An 18,754-nucleotide genomic window follows, 5' to 3' on the forward strand; every position below is an offset into this window, starting at 1 on the left:
CCCGGCTGGCCCCCTACCCTCTCTGCCGAGGCTTCATCTTCAACAGCCGTATGGACGGTAGGGTCCATGTTGGTATAGCCGTTGCTAGAGCCATGGGAAGAATCTTCGAGACCCGCAAGACCACGATGTTCGCCCGCTGGAACCGGATGGCGAAGCTCTTCACCCGGATCAGCAAGGACATTGCCATCGCCGTGAAGGCGGGCGGAGCGAGCCCCGACAGCAACCCGGCCCTGCGCCGCGCCCTCCAGAACGCGCGCGCCGGGAACATGCCGAAGGACAAGGTCGAGGCCGCCATCAAGCGTGCCTCCGGCCAGGACGAGCACAACTACGAGGTCGTCCTCTACGAGGGGTATGCGCCGCACGGCATCGCGATCCTCGTGGAGACGGCGACGGACAACGTGGTGCGCACCGTGGCCAACGTCCGGATGCACTTCAAGGACGGAGGAGGAAACCTCGGTACCACGGGCAGCGTCGGCTTCCTCTTCCAGCGCATGGGCGTCTTCCGGCTGTCGCCCGAGGGACTGGATCTCGAGGCGCTCGAACTGGACCTCATCGACCACGGGCTGCAGGAGATGGGCGAGGGACAGGGCGAGAAGGGGGAGAAGCAGGTCGTCATCCGCTGCGCGTTCAACGACTTCGGGCAATTGCAGTCGGCCATCGAAGCGCGCGGCCTCACGCTCCTGTCCGCCGAGTCCGAGTACGTCGCGCAGACGCCCATCGAGCTGCCCGAGGACAAGGCCAACGAGGTCCTGGAACTGGTGGACGAGCTCGAGCAGGACGACGACGTACAGCGGGTCTTCCACAACCTGGCGTGAGCCTCGGGTCAATCGAGGCCTTGTGATGGACTTCTCCGCGCTCGCTCTCTCACCGCCGCTACAGCAGGTCCTCCAGGAGCTGGACTTCCAGACCGTCACGCCCATCCAGGCCCAGAGCATCCCGGTGCTGTTGCAGGGCCGCGACCTCGTCGGGCAGGCACGGACGGGAAGCGGGAAGACCGCGGCCTTCGCGCTTCCCCTGCTGCAGAAGATTCAGCTCCAGCAACGACGGCTCCAGGCGCTCGTGCTCTGTCCGACGCGGGAGCTCTGTGCCCAGGTGGCTGGGGAGATCCGCCGGCTGGGCCGGAGGCTGCCCGGACTCCAGGTCCTCGCGCTCGCGGGTGGCCAGCCTGTTTGGCCCCAGGTGAACGCGCTCGAGAAAGGCGCCCACGTCGCGGTCGGCACTCCCGGCCGCATCCTCGACCTCCTCCAGCGGAAGGCACTCGACACGCGGCAGCTCACCACCGTGGTGCTCGATGAAGCCGATCGGATGCTCGACATGGGCTTCCGCGAGGACATGGAGCGCATCCTCGGAGTGACCCCTCCGACGCGCCAGACCGTGCTCTTCTCGGCGACGTTCCCCCCGGACATCGAGGCGCTGAGCCGGACCTTCCAGAAGGAACCCGTCCGCGTGACGGTCGTGGAGGCCGATGCGGCTCCCGACATCCAGCAGCTCTGTTACGCGTGCGCGCCCGAGGAGAAGACGGCGCTCCTGCTGCGAGTCCTGCGGCAATACCAGCCGGCCTCCGCCATCGTGTTCTGCAACCTCAAGGCGACGGTCGTCGAGCTGACGAGGGCGCTGGCCGAGGCCGGAGTGAGCGCGGACGGGCTCCAGGGAGACCTGGAGCAGAGCGAGCGCGACCGCGTCATGGCGAGGTTCCGCAATCGCAGCACCCGGGTGCTCATCGCGACGGACGTGGCGGGCCGAGGCATCGACGTGGAAGCCCTCGATGCCGTCGTCAACTTCGACGTGCCCTCGCAGCCCGAGCCCTACGTGCATCGCATCGGCCGCACGGGGCGCGCGGGAAGAAGGGGGCTCGCCATCGCCCTCGTCACCCCGAACGACGAGCGCAAAGTCGAGGGCATCGAGCTCGCCACCGGAGTGAAGCTGGAGCGCGCGAGCGTGGAGACGCTGCCCCCGGCGGACGCGACGAGCGGGGTGTCACTGGCAGCGGACTGGGAGACGCTCTCCATCTCCGCCGGACGCAAGGACAAGATGCGGCCGGGTGACATCCTCGGTGCCCTGACGGGAGAGGCCGGCGGGCTGAATGCCTCCGACATCGGGAAGATCGAACTCCACGATCATCACGCCTATGTCGCCATCACCAAGGGCCTCGTACGCGTGGCGCTCCAGCGGCTGCGCGACGGCCGCATCAAGGGGCGCAAATACCGGATCGACTGGGTGCGGTAGTCCACGGCCTGGCGGGACCCCGGCCCTCAGGACTCACGGCACAGCCGGTCCACCCGGTTGAGCAGCGTGGGGATGCGCGAGGCCCCATGCATCCTCCGCACGTGCTCCGCGGCGATGCTGGCCTCCACCCCCACCGCGGTGACGAACAGCGGACGCTGGCTCTGCCCGCGCAGCACCGGCACCGCCACACTGGCGTGGAACGCCGTCTTGGCCACGCCGATGACCGGCACCCGTCGCTCCAGCGCCTCGTACAGGTGCGCGCCGAGCCCGGGCCGCTCCTCGCCGAGCCACACGTACCCGTCGATGACCACCGCCTCCAACGGCTCCCGCACGGCGGCGAGCACCTTCAGCAGGTGGGGCAGCTCGCGGCGGTAGAACTGACCCGGCTCGTAGGGCGCCGCGGGGGGACCTCGCTCCACCACGTGCGCGGCCTCGGCGGCATCGGCCCAGTCCCGGAAGAGCACACAGGCGGCCACGGTGACCTCGGGCCGATAGTCCACGTCCATACAGGCCAGCATCGTCCTCCTCCGCACTTCCACTCGGGGTGTGTCGGCCTGGCCGCCGGGCGGCGCACCATGCGGGCGGGAAGCCCGAGCGAAGGTTAAACTGCGACCCGCCTGGGAACCCCGGAACAGCCACCGCTGTCCTGGAACCAGGAAACGCGGACGGCCCCTCCTTGGGCCCCTGACGAGACTTCGAGCGGAGGACATACATGTCGGCCACCTGGCGCAAGTGGGTGTTGGTGGGAGTCCTGGGCCTGGTGGGGTGCCGGACGACGGGCTCGGCGGTGCGCGAGACGCCGGAGCAGCCGAAGCAGGAAGTCCAGTTCGATCCGGTCACGGTGACGGGGGACCTGGAGCTGTCGGAGCTCAACGACGAGGAGCTGTTCGCGGGCGGCACGTCAGCCTTCGCGGCCAACGACTTCGCCAAGGCCGCGCGCTACTTCGGACGGCTGGCGGACTTCCACGCCAACAGCTCGCACCGGCACGAGGCGCTCTACAACGCGGGTCTGGCGCACGAGCGGCTGGAGCAGTGGGAGGAGGCCTACCTGCGCTTCTCCGAGCTGGCGGACGTGGAGAAGGGCACGGGAGACACGCTGGACGCGGCCTTCCGCATGGCCGAGACGCAGTACCACCTGGAGCGGTTCGCTGACGCCGCGAAGGTGCTCGGAACCATCGCCGGTCGAGAGGACCTGCCGGTGGGCAAGCGCCTGGAGGCGCAGGTACAGCAGGGCGTGTGCGAGCTGGAGTCCGGGCAGCCGGAGAAGGCCGAGACCACGCTGCGCAAGGTGGTCACCACGTACGAGGGGCTCGCGGACAAGGATGAGGTCGAGGACTACTTCCCCGCGCAGGCGCACTTCTTCATCGGGGAGATCTACCGGCTGCACTACGAAGAGGTGAAACTGGACCCCTCGAAGGGCAGCGACGCGCTCTCCAACGATCTGAACTACAAGGCCGAGCTGCTGCTGTCGGCACAGGGGCACTACCTGCGCGCCATCCGGGTGGGCAACGGCCACTGGGCGACGGCGGCCGGCTCCCAGATTGGCGCGATGTACGAGAACCTCTACGAGCACCTGGTGAACTCGCCGGCGCCGGCGGAGCTGGACGCGGAGGAGGCTCAGGTGTACCGCGAGGAGCTGCGCAAGAAGGTGCGGGTGCTGCTCACCAAGTCCATCAACATCTACGAGCGGACGCTGGAGGCGGCCGAGCGCATCGGCTCGCAGAACGCGTTCGTGGACAAGACGCGCAAGAGCCTGGAGAGGATGAAGGCGCTGTTGCTGGCGGACACGGACTCGGCACCCACGTCGGCCGAGCCCGCCCCATCCAAGCCGCACTCCTGAGCGAAACACCCTCCTCGCTGGGCGGGGGCCGGGGTGAGCGTCTACGATTCCCCGGCCCATGGAGCCCCTCTTCACGCCCGAGCAGTTGGCCGAGATCAAGGCCTACCACCTGCCGCTCTACATCAAGAGCGCGGTGAGCCCCTTCGTCTACCTGGGAGTGCTGGCCCTCCTCCTGGGCGTGCTGGTGCGGCCCTTCTACCGGTGGTGCGAGTCCTGCGCGGCCTGGCTCTCCCAGCGGCTCGCCTTCCTGCGGACGGCCCCGGTCAGCCGCGTCTTCGTCCAGGCGATGGACCGGCTCTGGGGCGAGCCCGGCTGGGGCGCCGCCATCCTCTTCGCCCTGCTCGTGGACCTCTTCATCGAGCTCGTCTACGTCCCAGCGACCATCTACTTCGGCTACGTGCTGGAGCACCGCTATGGCATGTCCGAGTACACGCCGCTGCGCTTCATGCTGGACGAGCTCAAGGGCATCGCCCTGGAGGGGTTCGCCACCTCGGCGCTGGTGCTCGGGCTCTACGGGCTGGCCCGGCGGGTGAAGCGCTGGTGGCTGGTGCTGGGCATCCCCTCGGCCCTGCTGCTGCTGGTGTCCTCGGCCATCGACCCGTACCGCAGCCAGGTCTATTTCGAGCAGACACCCCTGGAGCAGGGCCCCGTGCGCGAGCGCATCACCGCGCTGATGGCCCATGCCAACATCCCCTTCCAGGACGTGCGTGTGGAGAAGACGTCCGTGGCCAGCAAGCGTCTCCAGGCCTACTTCGCGGGCCAGGGCCCCACTCGCACCATCGTGCTCAACGACGTCATCCTCCGCGAGCTCGAGCCCGATGAGCTCCTCGCCGCCATCGCGCACGAGGCGGGCCACGTCCATGAGCCGAAGTGGCCGGGGCGCATCGCCTCCTCGCTGGCGCTGCTCGCACTCCTCTTCGTCATCGACCGGCTCCTGCGGCTCTCCGCGGCTCGAGGGTGGTTCGGCACCACGCGCTTCGCGGACATCCGCACCCTGCCCCTGCTGTGGCTGCTCTCCTTCCTCGTCTTCTTCCTGAGCAGCCCCATCTCCGCGGCCTTCTCCCGCGAGCGCGAGCGCGAGGCCGACCGCTACGCCCTCCAGCTCACCCAGGACCCCGCCGCCTTCCGCCGCATGCTGGTGAAGGCCGCCCGGGTGAACAAGATGGACCCGGAGCCGCCTCGCTGGGTCGTCCTCAAGGGCCACAGCCACCCGCCCATCACCGAACGGCTCGCCGCCGTTCCTCCCGCTCCAGAAAAAAGGGCGCCAGCGGGAGAGCCCCTCTCGGAGCCCTCCCACTGACGCCCTCCCGCCGGACCGCCCTTTCCCCATGACCCCCCCGCGGCCCGGCGGATTCTCTCGTCCCAGCGGGCTACGCCCTCGCCTGGGCCTGCTCCCCCTTCATCTTCTCCACGGCCACCAGCGCGATGGCCTTCACCAACGCCTTCGCCCTCCGGCCCGCCGACGTCACCCCGTTCGGATCCGCCTCCGACGCGTTGGCGATGTCCGTGAAGCCCTGCCGGTTGCCCTGCCGCAGGTACAGCTCCCCGCGGTTCACCAGCGCCACCGGGTTGCCCGGGTCACGCTCCAGCGCCGCGCTGTACTCGGTGATGGCCTCCTCCAGCCGCCCCAGCTTCTGGTACACCGTGCCCAGCGCCGCCCGGCTCGCTGAATCCTTCGGGTTTCCCTCCACCAGCCCCTCGAAGAGGATGCGCGCCTCCTCGTAGCGCCCCGCGGCCGCCAGGTCACACCCCACCTGCGCGATCGCCTTCGCTTCCTCGAAGGTCATCCCATCCACCTCCGCCCACGTCACCTCTCCGCGCACGTACGCCTTCAGCTTCTCCGTCGTTGCCGTGTCCATGGCTCCTCCCTCGTATTTGATGACCCGTCCCATTCCCGCCTACGCGCTCCGCATGTTGGAGAGGGCCGTCTTCGCCATCTCGTTGAACTTCATGGACAGCGTGCTCGCCATCTCGAACATGTTCTTGCGCCGCTCGATGAGCTTCTGCAGCCGCAGGTTGAGCTTCTCGATGTTCCGGTCCGCGTCCGCGGCCTTCTTCTCGTTGCCCTTCTCGTTCGAGATGCCGGCCTTCTGATCCTGCGCCGCCGCCAGGTCATCCATCGTCTTGAGGATCTCGTCGTCCAGCTTCTCCGTGAGCCCCGAGAGGATGGCCTCGATCTTCTCCTCCATGCTCATGCTCGGGTCGTTGACGATGCCCCGCACGCCCGAGCTGGCCGAACCGCTCGAGCTGCCCGAGGACGGCGTCCCGCTCGTCGGAGGCTGGCTCCCCACGGAGCCACCGGGCGGAGGAGGCGCCGAGGACCCCACGTTCCCGGGCCGCCCGTACTGCGCGAAGTCCGCCTTCACCTTGAGGATCTCGCTGCGCACGTTGCCCAGGGTGATGCGGTCGTCGTTCTTGTGGTCCTTGAACACGCCCGTGAGGGAGCCGTTGAAGGCGCCCACCGAGGTGTCGAGCCGCTCGAAGTAGCCCGGGTTGTCCACCATGAAGCGCGCCGCCTGGCGCAGCTCGGGTGACACGCGCCCGTCCCCGGAGATGCGGTGCAGGTCCCCCTTCGACAGCGACCCGTCCAGCTTCCCGTCCGTCGCGTCGAGGTAGCGGAAGTTCTGCTCGAGCGTCTGCAGCGAGTGGAAGTAGTCGTTCATCTTGGGGTCCAGGTGGCTGCCCCCGGTGATGCCACCGGCCTGCTGCGAGCCACCCGTCCCCGCCGACGAGCCGCCCTGCCACACCTGCGAGCCACTCGACACCGGCGAGCCCCCCGGCCACACCGGCGAGCCGCCCGGCCACGCCTGCCCGCCACCCGGCACCGCCGAGGCCCCGTGCTCCGGCTTCGCGTAGCCCGCGCAGGCCTTCTGCGCGTCCTTCGGAGCGCTGTACTCGGTGGCGGCCGGCGGATTCTTGGACAGCTCACCCACGAGCCCCATCGCGCCATCGGCCGCCAGCAGCACGTTGCCCGTCATCGCCCCCGCCGCCACCTTGGCCGCGTTGGTGATGGCCGGCGGAAGTCCCAGCATGCTGCCCGCAGCGTCGATGAGCCCTCCGCCCGACAGCAGGTTCGTCACTCCACCCAGCGCACCGCCCAATCCCTTCAGAAAATCCATGGCTCCTCCCCCGCGGCTCCGAGGCTCCGTGCCTCCAAACGCCGCTTCGTGTTGCGCGCCCGACGGATTGCAGCGGGAGTGCCGACTCCGGCCCGAGCCTGACTCCAACGAATTCAGCGAGTTAGCCCGTGCACCGAGCGAGCACGGTCCTGCCCCGCGGACGGGGCGGTCCACACCGGAGGATTGCGGTTAGATTCCGCCGCGCATGCGCACCCTGGGCCTCGACTTTGGCACCAAGACAATCGGCGTCGCCGCCTCGGACGCCCTGGGCCTCACCGCCCAGACCGTCACCACCATCCGCCGCACCAGCCTCAAGGCAGACCTCGCCGCCCTCTCCGAGCTGGTGCGCGAATACGAGGCCGAGCGCTTCGTCGTCGGACTGCCCCTCAACATGGATGGCTCCGAGGGCCCTCGCGCCGAGTCCACCCGCAAGTTCGTGGACGCCCTCACCCAGGCCCTCGGTCTGCCCGTGGAGCTGTGGGACGAGCGCCTGTCCACCGTGGCCGCTCAGCGCACCCTGCTCGAGGCGGACCTGTCCCGCGCCAAGCGCCGCGAGGTCATCGACCAGATGGCCGCCCAGTTCATCCTCCAGGGCTGGCTCGACGCCCGGCACCCGCCTTCGGAGGCGTTCGATGCCGACGACTACGATCCGGAGCCTTGAGTGAAGAAAGTCCTCCTCGCCCTGCTCGTCCTCGGAGTGCTCGCGGCCGCCGCCGCGGGTGGCTGGTACCTGCGCCGCGAACGGCAGATCTCCGCCTTCGCCGCCACCCCCGTCACCCTTCCCCAGGCCGGCATCACCGTGATCGTGCCCAATGGCACCGGCCCGAAGACGCTCGCGAAGCTCCTGGCGGACGCGGGCGTCGTCACCGACCCGGAGCTGCTCTATCTCTTCATCCGCCGCGAGCAGGCCGGCCCCAAGCTGAAGGCCGGTGAGTACCTCTTCGAGGGCACCCTCACTCCCGCGCAGGTGGTGGAGCTGCTCGCCTCCGGCAAGGTGAAGGTCTACCACTTCACCGTCCCCGAGGGCCTTCGCGCCGAGGAGATCCTCCCCATCCTCGCCGGCTCGGAGCTGAAGCTGGACCTGAGGAAGCTGGAGCAGCTCGCCGCGGACCCCCGCTTCCTGCGCGAGACCGGCGTGCCCGCATCCTCCATCGAGGGCTTCCTCTTCCCGGACACGTACACCTTCACCCGCAACGCCACCGAGGAGCAGGTGCTCACGAAGATGGTGGAGCGCTCGCTCGAGGAGTACCGGAAGGCGGACGCACAGCGGAAGGACGGGGTGAAGCTCTCGCTGCTGCAGGCCTTCACCCTGGCCTCCATCGTGGAGAAGGAGACGGGCCAGCCCCAGGAGCGGCCCCGCATCTCCTGCGTCTTCCACAACCGGCTGCGCCAGGGCATCAAGCTGCAGACGGATCCCACCGTCATCTACGCCATGAGGCTACTGCGCGGGGTGTACTCGAAGAACATCACCCGCCAGGACCTGGAGACGCCTCACCCGTACAACACGTACACCACCGCCGGGTTGCCGCCAGGGCCCATCGCCAACCCGGGCGCCGCCGCCCTCCAGGCCGCCCTCCACCCGCTGGACTGCGACGACCTCTTCTTCGTGTCGCGCAACGACGGCACCCACATCTTCTGCCCCACCCTCGAGTGCCACAACGCGGCGGTGGAGAAGTGGCAGGTGGAGTTCTTCCGCAACCAGCGTCGGCAGCGCACCAGCGGCCCGAACTAGCCCCACGGCGGCGAAGGGGCCTTCCCTCCTGGACGTTCAATCCGCGACCAGGCCCACCGCACCATCCGCGGCGGGCAAGCCACCGATCTCCCCGAGCAGTGTCAGGTGGCCAGTGGCAGGATCTATCCGGAACGCATCCAGCGTCCCCGTACCGGCGTTCACCGTGTACAGGAAGCGCCCGTCGCGGCTGACGGAGATGTCCACCGGGGCCGAGCCGGACGGCAGGCGGGCGCTGATGCCGTCGCCATCGAGCAGGCGCAGGTGCCCGTTCTTCCGGATGCGGTAGCCGGTGATGGTGGCACTGGCGTTGTTCGTCGCGTACGCGTACCGGCCCTGGCCGTCCACTGCGACCCAGCACGTCGCCGTCTGCTCGTTGTCCACCGAGGCGTCTATCACCTTCAACCGCCCATCCGGCCGGAGCTGGTACGACGTGACGGCGCCCGCGTTGGGTGTGCCCACACTGTGACTGCCGAAGGGCTCGGCGACGAGCAGGTGCCCCCGCGTGTCGAAGGCGAAGCTGAACGGCCGGTTGCCCGCGGACTTCGTCGTCACCGGCCGCTCGCCCGGCACACCGTTCGCGTCGAGCGAGAAGACGTGGATGTCATTGGAGCCCTTCACCGTGACGAGCAGCTTGTCGCCAGCCGGGCTGAACCCCACCTGCGCGGGCGAAAGAAGGAAGGACGGTGGGTTGCTGCCGCCCGCCTGGAGCGAGCGCGTCGAGCCGATGAGCTGCGTCAGCCGTCCCGACTCGCCAACGGTGAAGCCGGTGATGTTGCCCTCGCCTCCGGAGTTGAGGACGTAGAGCAACGGGCCGTGGAGCGCCAGGCTCACCGGGAACATGCCTCCAGACAGAACCTTGTCCCGGAGCACCACCCTGCCCGGCATCACCACTTCCAGACATGAGATCTCATCGCTGCCCGCGTTGACGGCGAAGAGCCAGTGGCCATCCGCACTGAGCAGGAGCGAGCCCTGTGAACCCAATGCGTCCACCGGGCTGGTGGCCGTCCCTCCGCTCCCCCGCCCTCCCGTAGCAACCCTCGCGACGAGCCGGGGAATGCCGTCCCCGGAGTGCTCATAGACGAGGATCTCATTGCCGCCCGCCGCGTTCGTCATCGCGTACATGACCTGGACTCCCCCTTGCTGAAGGTGGGGGCTCGCTGGAGGCCCCGGCAACCCGCCCGCCCAGGCCATCCCCAGGGACGCCCGCTCGGGTGGGCTCAAGGATGGCCGCGGACGATCTCCCTCAGCGTGAGGCGCCGGCGCACCGTATCCACCTCGTAGAGCGCGACATAGTCCTCCAGCGAGATAGAGCGGAGGATGATGGGCTCGGCCCCCGTCCTCGGCAGCGGCGCCGGGGTCGGCGTTCTCAACTGGGCCGCGATGCCATCCAACTCCTGCCGGACGCGCTGGTACGTCTCCAACGGCAGGTGCGCCAGTTGCTTCCAGGCAGAGGGGCTGACTTCCACGCTGTAGATATTGAGGCTCTCGGGGCGCCGCATTTCGGGCCGGGACCGATGCACGCTCCAGGCCAGTCCGACCATCTGTCGGATTCAACACTTACGGGGGGAGCCCTCGAAACGACTGGTGTTTCTACAGTCGGGAATCGGAAACATTTACGGGCTGTCGCATGCTCGAACTCCGTCAGTGGACGGGCGGAGACATGCTCGCCTTCCAGCCTGCTCTTCGCTGGTGGGAGGCGGCCCCCGGTGCAGGCCGGCAGCCGTCTGCATATGTCCCTTGGGTGACCTCGTCATGGCCAGGCAAGAGGGGACATCCTCCATGAACCCGGACACGCCCCGCCCCGAAGCCCTCCGCTCCCCTCCCTGGGAGGGGACGGGGGATGCGCTCGCATCCACACAGCTCGAGTCCCTCACCCCCCTCGGGTTCCGGCTGCGCTCCCTCGAGCGCGAGGCCCGGGGCTGTGCCAGCGCTCCGCCCAGCCCCCGGATGCTCGAACAGCTCGACACCGTGGAGCTACCGCTGCGGCCCCTCGGAGAGGAACCACGGCCGTGAACTTCGACACGCGAGCCCCGGAGTCCTCGTCCCCCTCCCTGGCGGACCTGCTGGAGCAGCGGCACGAGGACATCATCCAGCGCTGGACCGCGCGGCTGCGCGAGGGGCTCGCGCCGGAGCACCTCACCCAGTGCGAGCTGGAGGACCACATCGGCGACTACCTCTGGGAGATGACCGCGGTGCTGCGCCGGCACGAAGCCTCCGGGGACAGCCCGGTGCCGGAGTGGAGCCCCGTGGCGCGCGAGCACGGAGGTCAGCGGCTGCGCGCCGGTTTCGACGTGCAGGCCCTGGTGCGCGAGTACCACGTGCTGCGCGAGTCCATCCTCGACCTGGTGGAGGAGACGGACGTGCACGTCACGCTCGGGGAGGTGCGCGCGCTCACGGCCTTCATCACCACCAGCATCGCCGAGGGCGTGGCCGAGTACACCCGCCAGCGCGACGCCGCCCGGCGGGTGAGCGAGGCGCGGCTGTTCGCCCTGCTGGACCAGGCTCCCGCCGCCATCTTCGCCAAGGACGCCGAGGGGCGTTACCTCTTCAGCAACCGCTACCAGCAGGCGCTCCTGGGACGCCCGCGCGAGGAGATCCTCGGCCGGGATGATCACTCGCTCTTTCCCAAGGAGCTCGCCGACGCCGTGCGGGCCAACGACGCCCAGGTGCTGGAGGGCCACACCTACGCGTTCGAGGAAGTGCTGCACACGCCCTCGGGCCCGCGCACGTACCTGTCGGTGAAGTTCCCCCTGCCTGGAGCCGAGGGCTTCCGCGCGGCGCTGGGGGGCATCTCCACCGACATCACCGAGCGCAAGCAGGCCGAGCAGGCCCTGCGCGAGAGCGAGGAGCGCTTCCGCATGCTGGTGGAGCGCGTGGAGGACTACGCCATCTACATGATCGACGCGCAGGGCCGCGTGCAGAGCTGGAACGCGGGCGCCGAGCGCATCAAGGGCTACGCGGCGCACGAGGTGCTCGGCCAGCCCTTCTCCCGCTTCTACACGCCCGAGGACGTGGCGGCCGGAGTGCCCGGCAAGTGCCTCCAGACCGCGGCCAGCCAGGGCCACTGCCGGATGGAGGGACTGCGCGTGCACAAGGACGGCCACCGCTTCTGGGCGGACGCCGTCATCACCGCCCTGCGCGACGAGCACGGCGTGCTGCGCGGCTTCTCCGACATCACCCGGGACATCTCCAAGCGCAAGCGCGCCGAGCAGGACCTGCTCGAGACGACCCAGCGGCTCCAGGCCATCCTGGAGACGGCGGTGGACGGTGTCATCACCATCGACGAGCGGGGCGTCATCCACGACGTCAACCCCGCCATCACCCGCATCTTCGGCTATTCGCCCGAGGAGCTCATTGGCCGCGACATCAGCCTGTTGATGCCCGACGCCCACCGGAATGGGTACGGCGGCAGCGGGCACGACCCCCTGCTCCTGAGCGCGCGTGGGTTCATCGGCATCCGGCGCGAGGTGCGGGGCCAGCGCAAGGACGGGAGCGTCTTCCCCCTGGAGATCTCCATCAACGAGACGCGCACCTCCCAGACCCGGCTCTTCACGGGCCTGGTGCGCGACATCTCCGAGCGCAAGCGCGCCGAGCGGACCCAGTCCTTCTTCATCGAGGCGGGGACGTTGCTGTCCCAGTCGCTCGACGTGTCCTCCACCCTGAGGAAGCTCGCCTCGCTGGCCGTGACGCACCTGTGCGACTACTGCATGGTGGACCTGCTCGGGGACGACGGTCTGCTGCACCGGCTGGAGCTGGCGTCCCGCGAGCCGGAGAGACAGGCACTCCTCGAGCAGTCGAGGGCCTACCCTCCCCAGATGGGAAGCGACAGCCCCGTGGCCCGCACCCTGGAGAAGGGACAGGCCGTGGCCGTGCCGGAAGTCACCCCCGCCTGGCTGGATGCCGCCGCCCGGAACGCGGAGCACCGGGCCAACCTGGAGGCGCTCGGCCCCAGGTCCGTGGCGCTCGTCCCCCTGGTGGCCCGCGGCCGCAAGCTCGGCATCTTCAACCTGGTCTGGACCCGGCCTCATGGCGCCCAGCTCGCGACGGACCTGGAGGTCGCCAAGGGCCTGGCGGACCGCGCGGCCGTGGCCATCGACAACGCGCGCCTCTACCAGGAGGCCCAGGATGCCATCCGCGACCGCGAGGACGTGGTGGCCATCGTCAGCCATGATCTGCGCAACCCCCTCAACGCCATCTCCCTGTCCGCCACCACCCTGCTCAAGCACGACGGCGTGGACGAGCGCACCACCAGGGCCGTGGGCCGCATCGCCTCGGCGGCGGACCGGGCCAGCGGGATGATCCGCGACCTGCTCGACTTCACCCAGGCGCGCGTGAGCGGCATCCCCGTCCATCCCGGGCCCCTGGACTTCCACGAGCACGTCCAACGCGTGGTGGACGAGGTCCGGCTCGCCTGGCCCGGGCGGCGCATCGACTTCGACGCCCGCGGCGATGGCCGGGGCGAGTGGGACGAGGGCCGGCTGGCGCAGGTAGTCACCAACCTGGTGGGCAATGCCCTCCAGCACAGCCCCGCGGGTACGCCCGTGCGGGTGTCCACCTGGAGCGAGGACTCCGACGTCTGCCTCGAGGTGCACAACGAGGGGCCCCCCATCCACGCCGAGCTGCTCCCCCGGCTCTTCGAGCCCTACCGGCGGGGACCCGAGGCCGGCGAGGGCCGGGGCAGCCTGGGCCTGGGCCTCTACATCACCCGGCAGATCGTCCTCGGCCACCGGGGCACGCTCGAGGTGCGCTCCACGGAGATGGACGGCACCACCTTCACGGTGCGGCTGCCTCGCCACCGGCACTGAGCTCGGAGCGGTGGAGCGCATCGCGCAGGCCGGCGGCATCGAAGGGCTTGGGGATGACGGGGATGGAGACGCCGCGCAGCAGCTCCAGTGTCTCCTCCGAGAAGCAGCCGCCGGTGATGAAGACGATGCGCTTCTCGCGGCCCGGAGCGCGGCGCGCCGTCTCGGCGTACAGCTCCATGCCCGTCATCCCCGGCATCAGCATGTCGCAGAGGATGGCGTCGTAGCTGGCGGTACCGCACAGCGCGTCCAGGGCCCGCTGGGGCTCGGTGATGCTGGTGACGTGGCAACCCGGCCCGAGCGCACGGCGGATGGCGGGACCCATGTCCGGCTCGTCGTCGATGACGAGCACATGCCGGGAGAGCGAGGACTCCTCATCGGAAAGCACCAGGGAGGACCAGGCGGTGGACGCGGGAACCTCCTGCTCGGGCGACACCGGCAGCACGACCCGCATGAGTGTCCCCTTGCCCAGGGTGCTCTCCGCGGTGAGCTCGCCATTCAGGGACTGGATGATGCCCTGGCACACGGACAGGCCGAGCCCGGTGCCCTCCTTGCCCTTGGTGGTGAAGAAGGGCTCGAAGATGCGGGGCAGCACGCTGGGGCAGATGCCGCAACCGGTGTCCTCCACTTCGATGGCGACGCGCCCACCGGACACCAGGCGCGTGCGCAGGGTGACCCTGTTCTCCGCTGACCTGCCCGGAGCGATGGCCTGGGCCGCGTTGAGCAACAGGTTGAGGAAGACCTGGCCCAGCCGCGCGGCGTGGGCGTGGACCCTCGGCACCAGCGCGTACTCCTCCACCACCCGTGCCCGGCCACGAAGCTGGGGCTCCGCCATCCGCAACGTGTTGCGCAGCACCTCCAACACGTCCACCGGCGCCCGGGCCTCCGGCTCCGCATCCGGACGCGAGAAGGCCTTGAGATCCTGCGCGACGGCCGAGATGCGCTCGGCGCCCCTCACCGAGTCATCCACCGCCTCCAGCAGCTCCCGGCGGGCCTCGGGTAGGAGCGGCTCGGGGCGGGCCAGCTCCTCGCGCACGAAGCGCAGGTTGGAGAGCACGAAGGCGAGCGGGTTGTTGACCTCGTGGGCCACGCTGGCGGCCAGCTCCCCCACCGAGGCCAGCCGGCTGGCGGCGACGAGCTGCGCCTGCGTCTGACGCAGGTTCTTCACCATCGTGTCCACCGCGGCGGCGAACCGTCCGAGCTCGCCAGAGGCGGACGTGGGCAGGGGCGCATCGAGCTCGCCACGCCCGAGTCGCTCGATGCCCGAGAGCAGGGCGTTCAGCTGGCGCTGAAGGGGCACGAAGATGGCGCCCATCGCGGCCAGCAGCACCCCCATGAACACCAGCGGCACCGAGACGGCGATGATGCGGCCGATGCGCACCGAGCGCTCGCCCTCGGCACCCAGCGCCTGATACCGCCCCTCCTCCTGCTCGAGCGCAGCCTGGATCAGGGACGCGAGCTCTTCCCCCCGCAGCTCCGGGGAGACCTCGAGAATGCGCGCCACGAGGCCCGTATCCAGCACCGCCTCCGGAGAGGCGGGCTCGCGCGCCTGGGCCCGCAGAACGTCCGCCAGCTGGACCCGGGCCTCCTCGAAGCTCCGGAGCGCTTCACGCTCGGCCGGGCCACGCTCCGTCCGCGCGGAGGCGGCGAGGGCCTTCTCCTTCAGGTAGTGCTCGTGCGCGGCGTCGAGCCACAGCAGCGCATGCCTGCGCTCCGTGGATTGCAGCGCGCTGACGCGGATGCGGCTGCCTTGGGACATCCCCGCATGGAGGCTCGCCGCCAGCACGAGCATGGCCAGCACCACCGTTCCCGCGAGCAGGTACAGCTTGCGCTGAAGCGTCATGGACCCTCCGCATGCGGTGGTCGATTGGAACGGCTGGGTCTCAGTTTATCAGAGGGGACAATCCATTGATTCAGACCCTGCCTGGATTGTCTCGAGAGACGGGAATCCGCCTCAAAGCTTCGCGGCGGGCTGTAATCGCTCACTTCTGGCGGACGAAATGAGCCAGACAAGACACGCAGGAGGAGGGTGAGCGCTCCCCGGCGCGCTACCGCGAGGCGTCTGATCGAACGATCAGACGCGCGTTGGACACCACTGCTCGAAGGAAGACAGGGGCCCGGGAAGCAGGGCGGCGGACATCAAGGGCCTGGGCGTTCGGGGAGAGGGAGCGTGTTGGAGGATTCTGGAACGCGGCGGCGCCTGTTGTCGCACGGACACCCGGACCCCCGTCGGGAAAGTCCGGGCGTCTGTCACCTGCCCACTCCTGCGAGTGTGGGAATGGATCAGTGGCGCCGGTAGACGTGCAGCGGCGCGGAGAAACCGTCCAGCTCCTCGTACGCCACACCATCGAGCGTCAGCGTGCGGCCCTCCAACTTCGCGCCCGGGTCCTTCACCAGCGAGCCGCCGTCGAAACGCACGAGGTACTCCGGCCGGGCCTCGCGCAGGTGCTTGCGGAAGGTCTCCCAGCGCACGCGGGCGAGCCGCTCATCCGGCAGCCCGGAGAAGAAGGCGAGCTGCAGGTCCATGTAGTTCGGGTCCATGTCCAACACGGCCGCGCCGCCCTGGGGGGCGACCTCGTCCTTCAGGAAGCGGGCCACCTGCATCAACGGCACCGGGTTGGTGGAGGTGGGGCTCACCGGCCGGAGACTGTCGCGCAGGCCGCCGTCGGCGCGGAACGTATAGAGGCCGGTGGCCACGGGCACGGCCACCGCGAGCACCGAGCACAACCCGGCCACGGCCTTGCGGGCTCCGGCGCCGCGCAGCGCCTCGAGGCCCGGCACCACGAAGGGCAGCAGCAGCGCCAGCTCCGTCACCGTGAAGCGCCCCAGCGGCTGGAAGTCCAGCAGCACCGCGGCGCGGAAGGTGAAGTACGCGGTGGGCACCACGGCCGCGAGCACCAACCAGCGCACGTCCGGCCGCGAGCGCCACGAGCGCCACATGCCCACCATGCCCAGCAGCGCCACGCCCGGAGACAGCGTGAGCAGCGCCACGCCCGGCCAGAAGCCCAGACTCTCCAGCCGGTAGCGCCACGCGCCCACCCGGGCGATGCCCTCCTTCACCCACTCCGCGTGGAACTGATCCACCGCGTGGATGGGGTAGAACGGGTCTCCGTGCGCCATCTCGTTGCCCTGCATCCACAGCAGCGGGAAGGGCAGGCACAGCAGGCCGAAGCTCATGGCGCGGGTGAGGCCGGCCACGCGATCCTGGCCCCAGAAGAGCAGCGCCACGCACAGCAGCGGGATGAACATCCACGCGTCGTAGCGCGTGGCGCACGCCAGGTTGAGCACAAGCGCGGCGCCGAAGAGCGGCCCCAGGCGGTTCTCGTCCAGCCCCTTGGCCACGAGCGCGAACATCCACAGCATGAGGAAGAGCGAGAGCGACTCGCTGGCGGCCGTCGTGGACATCTGCAGGTGCATGCCCCAGACGCTGAAGGCCAGCGAGGCCCACACCCCGGCGCGCCAGTCGAAGAGGCGCCGGGTGAGCGCGAAGAGCGGCACCACCGACAGCACCCCGAAGAGCAGGCTCACCAGCCGGCCCGCGAGCGCCTTGTCCGGCACCACCTGCAGCGCGAGCCCCACCAGGTACAGGTGCAGCGGCCCGAACTGGTAGGCCCCATCCCCATAGGAGGTGATGACGTGCGGGGCGCGGACCCAGCGCTCGGCCAGCTCCGTGCGCGCCACCGCGTCCCCGTAGAAGTTCTCATTGAAGGGCATCAGCAGCAGGCGCGGCAGCAGCGCCGCGGCGAGCAGCAGGCCCAGCAGCAACCGGGAGTGGGGCTCCGAGCCCACGTCGGGCACCGCGGAGAGGACGGGAGTCGCACCGGACGGGCGCGGAGGGGTGGCGGGGGAGGACGAAGCAGACGACATGCGGCGGCGGAGAATACGCAGGCGCGGCCCAAAGCCAAGCAAGCAACCCCAGGGGCGAGTCTTTTCCCACCCTCCCCGGTTGGCTGGGGAACGGACCCCCATGTTAGCGTCCAGTACACCCGGATGTCTGGGTAATCCCAACTCAAGGGGAATCACCACATCATGATGTCTTCTCGTTCCGTACGTCACGTCGTGATGGTGCTCGCCGCCATGCTCGCGGTGGGGTGCGCGCCGACTCTGCGGGTCAACGTCCTGCAACCGGTCCGGGTGGACCTGGGCTCCGCCAGGCGTCTGACGGTGGTGCAGACCGCGGGCCGCAAGAGCGCACGCGACCTGCTCGTCGCCGAGCTGACCCGTCAGGCCAGCGACGAGGGTTACTACCAGGTGATGAACCGCTCCGACGAGGGCATCGTCGTGAAGGTGGCCGGCCGCACCGTGAAGTTCCTCGACTCGGGCAGCGGCACCATGCTGGAGCCGGACGAGCTCGGCGTCCGCGTCGACATCAATGACTGGGACGCGGAGCAGAAGACGGAGAAGGAGACGTTCTACGAGGCCAGGGCGGTGGCGAGCGTCACGGCCTTCACCTCCGCGGGCAAGGCGCTGATCGCCGAGGAGGAGTACGAGACCACCCGTCGCGGCGAGGACAAGGAGCGGGCCATCGGTGAGGCGGCTCGAGCACTGGTGCGCCGGCTCCTCCACGACATCACTCCCAGGTACGCGGCGACGACCATCCGCCTGGACGACGGGGATCAGGCCCAGAAGCCCATCCTCGAGGTGGCGCGCCACGGCGATGTGCCGCGCGCCATCACCGAGCTGGAGTCCTACGTGAAGGCCAACCCCGGCAACCCCGCGGCGCTCTACCACCTGGCGGCGCTGCTGGACGCCTCTGGCAGGTACCCCGAGGCCCTGGAGCTGTACACCCAGGCCATCACCCTGTCCGCCAAGGACTACTACGTGGACAGGAAGGCCGAGTGCTCCAAGCGCCTGGCCGACCAGCAGGCGCTGGAGCGCTAATCCACCGCCGGACCGGCTTCACCCACCGGGCCGTCGCCGGGGCGAGGACCCCAGGTGGCGGCCCGGTTGTCTTCTGGGAGCACGGCCGGGGCGCGTCGAAGTCTTTTGCTCAGGTGATGTGTTACGGACCCGACGTATCCGCCGCGACCCACCC

Annotated in this window: 16 protein-coding genes; 9 read left to right on the plus strand and 7 right to left on the minus strand. The window is 69.6% G+C overall.

The genetic code is table 11. The features are described 5' to 3' along the window. Positions 1-92 precede the first annotated feature (92 nt). Positions 93-815: a YebC/PmpR family DNA-binding transcriptional regulator gene (locus DAT35_RS39365; protein ID WP_108074414.1), complete on the plus strand. Its 723-nt coding sequence runs from the start codon at positions 93-95 to the stop codon at positions 813-815. A 25-nt stretch (positions 816-840) separates the two neighbouring features. After that, positions 841-2,226, plus strand: coding sequence for an ATP-dependent RNA helicase DbpA (gene dbpA, locus DAT35_RS39370; protein WP_108074415.1), 1,386 nt, complete (start codon positions 841-843; stop codon positions 2,224-2,226). Positions 2,227-2,252: 26 nt separating this feature from the next. On the opposite strand, the gene DAT35_RS39375 is transcribed toward dbpA, so the two are convergent. Continuing rightward, a complete protein-coding gene (locus DAT35_RS39375; RefSeq protein ID WP_108074416.1) occupies positions 2,253-2,744 on the minus strand; it encodes an endonuclease V in 492 nt (163 codons plus the stop codon). Positions 2,745-2,938: 194 nt separating this feature from the next. Between DAT35_RS39375 and DAT35_RS39380 the strand changes: the two genes are divergently transcribed. Continuing rightward, entirely contained in the window at positions 2,939-4,066 is a 1,128-nt protein-coding gene (locus DAT35_RS39380) for a tetratricopeptide repeat protein (protein ID WP_108074417.1), read from the plus strand. Positions 4,067-4,124: 58 nt separating this feature from the next. Further along, positions 4,125-5,366, plus strand: a complete 1,242-nt coding sequence (locus tag DAT35_RS39385; protein ID WP_108074418.1) for a M48 family metalloprotease — start codon at positions 4,125-4,127, stop codon at positions 5,364-5,366. Positions 5,367-5,436: 70 nt separating this feature from the next. Here DAT35_RS39385 and DAT35_RS39390 read toward each other — a convergent pair whose 3' ends face one another. Both DAT35_RS39390 and DAT35_RS39395 read right to left on the minus strand, forming a co-directional pair. Continuing rightward, positions 5,437-5,958: a tetratricopeptide repeat protein gene (locus tag DAT35_RS39390; RefSeq protein ID WP_108074419.1), complete on the minus strand. Its 522-nt coding sequence runs from the start codon at positions 5,956-5,958 to the stop codon at positions 5,437-5,439. Positions 5,959-5,964: 6 nt separating this feature from the next. Then, positions 5,965-7,185, minus strand: coding sequence for a hypothetical protein (locus DAT35_RS39395; protein WP_108074420.1), 1,221 nt, complete (start codon positions 7,183-7,185; stop codon positions 5,965-5,967). Positions 7,186-7,390: 205 nt separating this feature from the next. Between DAT35_RS39395 and ruvX the strand changes: the two genes are divergently transcribed. Together ruvX and mltG are read left to right on the plus strand one after the other, a co-directional pair. Next, entirely contained in the window at positions 7,391-7,846 is a 456-nt protein-coding gene (ruvX, locus tag DAT35_RS39400) for a Holliday junction resolvase RuvX (RefSeq protein WP_108074421.1), read from the plus strand. After that, on the plus strand, positions 7,847-8,917 hold the full coding sequence (gene mltG / locus DAT35_RS39405; RefSeq protein WP_108074422.1) for an endolytic transglycosylase MltG: 1,071 nt from the start codon (positions 7,847-7,849) through the stop codon (positions 8,915-8,917). A gap of 36 nt (positions 8,918-8,953) precedes the next feature. Here the strand turns inward: mltG and DAT35_RS39410 are convergent, their stop codons facing one another. Both DAT35_RS39410 and DAT35_RS39415 read right to left on the minus strand, forming a co-directional pair. Further along, the gene (locus DAT35_RS39410; protein WP_108074423.1) at positions 8,954-10,039 is read right to left on the minus strand and encodes a 3-carboxymuconate cyclase; all 1,086 of its coding nucleotides are present in this window, start codon (positions 10,037-10,039) and stop codon (positions 8,954-8,956) included. Between the two features lie 95 nt (positions 10,040-10,134). Next, positions 10,135-10,416 (minus strand): type II toxin-antitoxin system RelE/ParE family toxin, encoded by a 282-nt coding sequence (locus tag DAT35_RS39415; protein WP_146210080.1) that lies wholly within the window; start codon positions 10,414-10,416, stop codon positions 10,135-10,137. A 280-nt stretch (positions 10,417-10,696) separates the two neighbouring features. On the opposite strand from DAT35_RS39415, the gene DAT35_RS39420 reads away from it, so the two are divergent. Continuing rightward, positions 10,697-10,930, plus strand: coding sequence for a hypothetical protein (locus DAT35_RS39420; RefSeq protein ID WP_108074425.1), 234 nt, complete (start codon positions 10,697-10,699; stop codon positions 10,928-10,930). Then, on the plus strand, positions 10,927-13,722 hold the full coding sequence (locus tag DAT35_RS39425) for a PAS domain S-box protein (protein WP_108074426.1): 2,796 nt from the start codon (positions 10,927-10,929) through the stop codon (positions 13,720-13,722). The genes DAT35_RS39420 and DAT35_RS39425 overlap by 4 nt, the downstream gene beginning before the upstream one ends. Here the strand turns inward: DAT35_RS39425 and DAT35_RS39430 are convergent. Both DAT35_RS39430 and DAT35_RS39435 read right to left on the minus strand, forming a co-directional pair. Further along, positions 13,691-15,562, minus strand: a complete 1,872-nt coding sequence (locus tag DAT35_RS39430; RefSeq protein ID WP_108074427.1) for an ATP-binding protein — start codon at positions 15,560-15,562, stop codon at positions 13,691-13,693. The two genes, DAT35_RS39425 and DAT35_RS39430, sit on opposite strands and share 32 nt — an antisense overlap. Positions 15,563-16,002: 440 nt before the next feature. Beyond that, positions 16,003-17,586, minus strand: coding sequence for a glycosyltransferase family 39 protein (locus DAT35_RS39435; RefSeq protein ID WP_108074428.1), 1,584 nt, complete (start codon positions 17,584-17,586; stop codon positions 16,003-16,005). Positions 17,587-17,748: 162 nt separating this feature from the next. Between DAT35_RS39435 and DAT35_RS39440 the strand changes: the two genes are divergently transcribed. Then, on the plus strand, positions 17,749-18,600 hold the full coding sequence (locus DAT35_RS39440) for a tetratricopeptide repeat protein (RefSeq protein WP_108074429.1): 852 nt from the start codon (positions 17,749-17,751) through the stop codon (positions 18,598-18,600). The last annotated feature ends 154 nt before the right edge of the window (positions 18,601-18,754 follow it).

The sequence above is a fragment of the Vitiosangium sp. GDMCC 1.1324 genome (genome assembly GCF_003044305.1).
GTDB lineage: Bacteria > Myxococcota > Myxococcia > Myxococcales > Myxococcaceae > Archangium.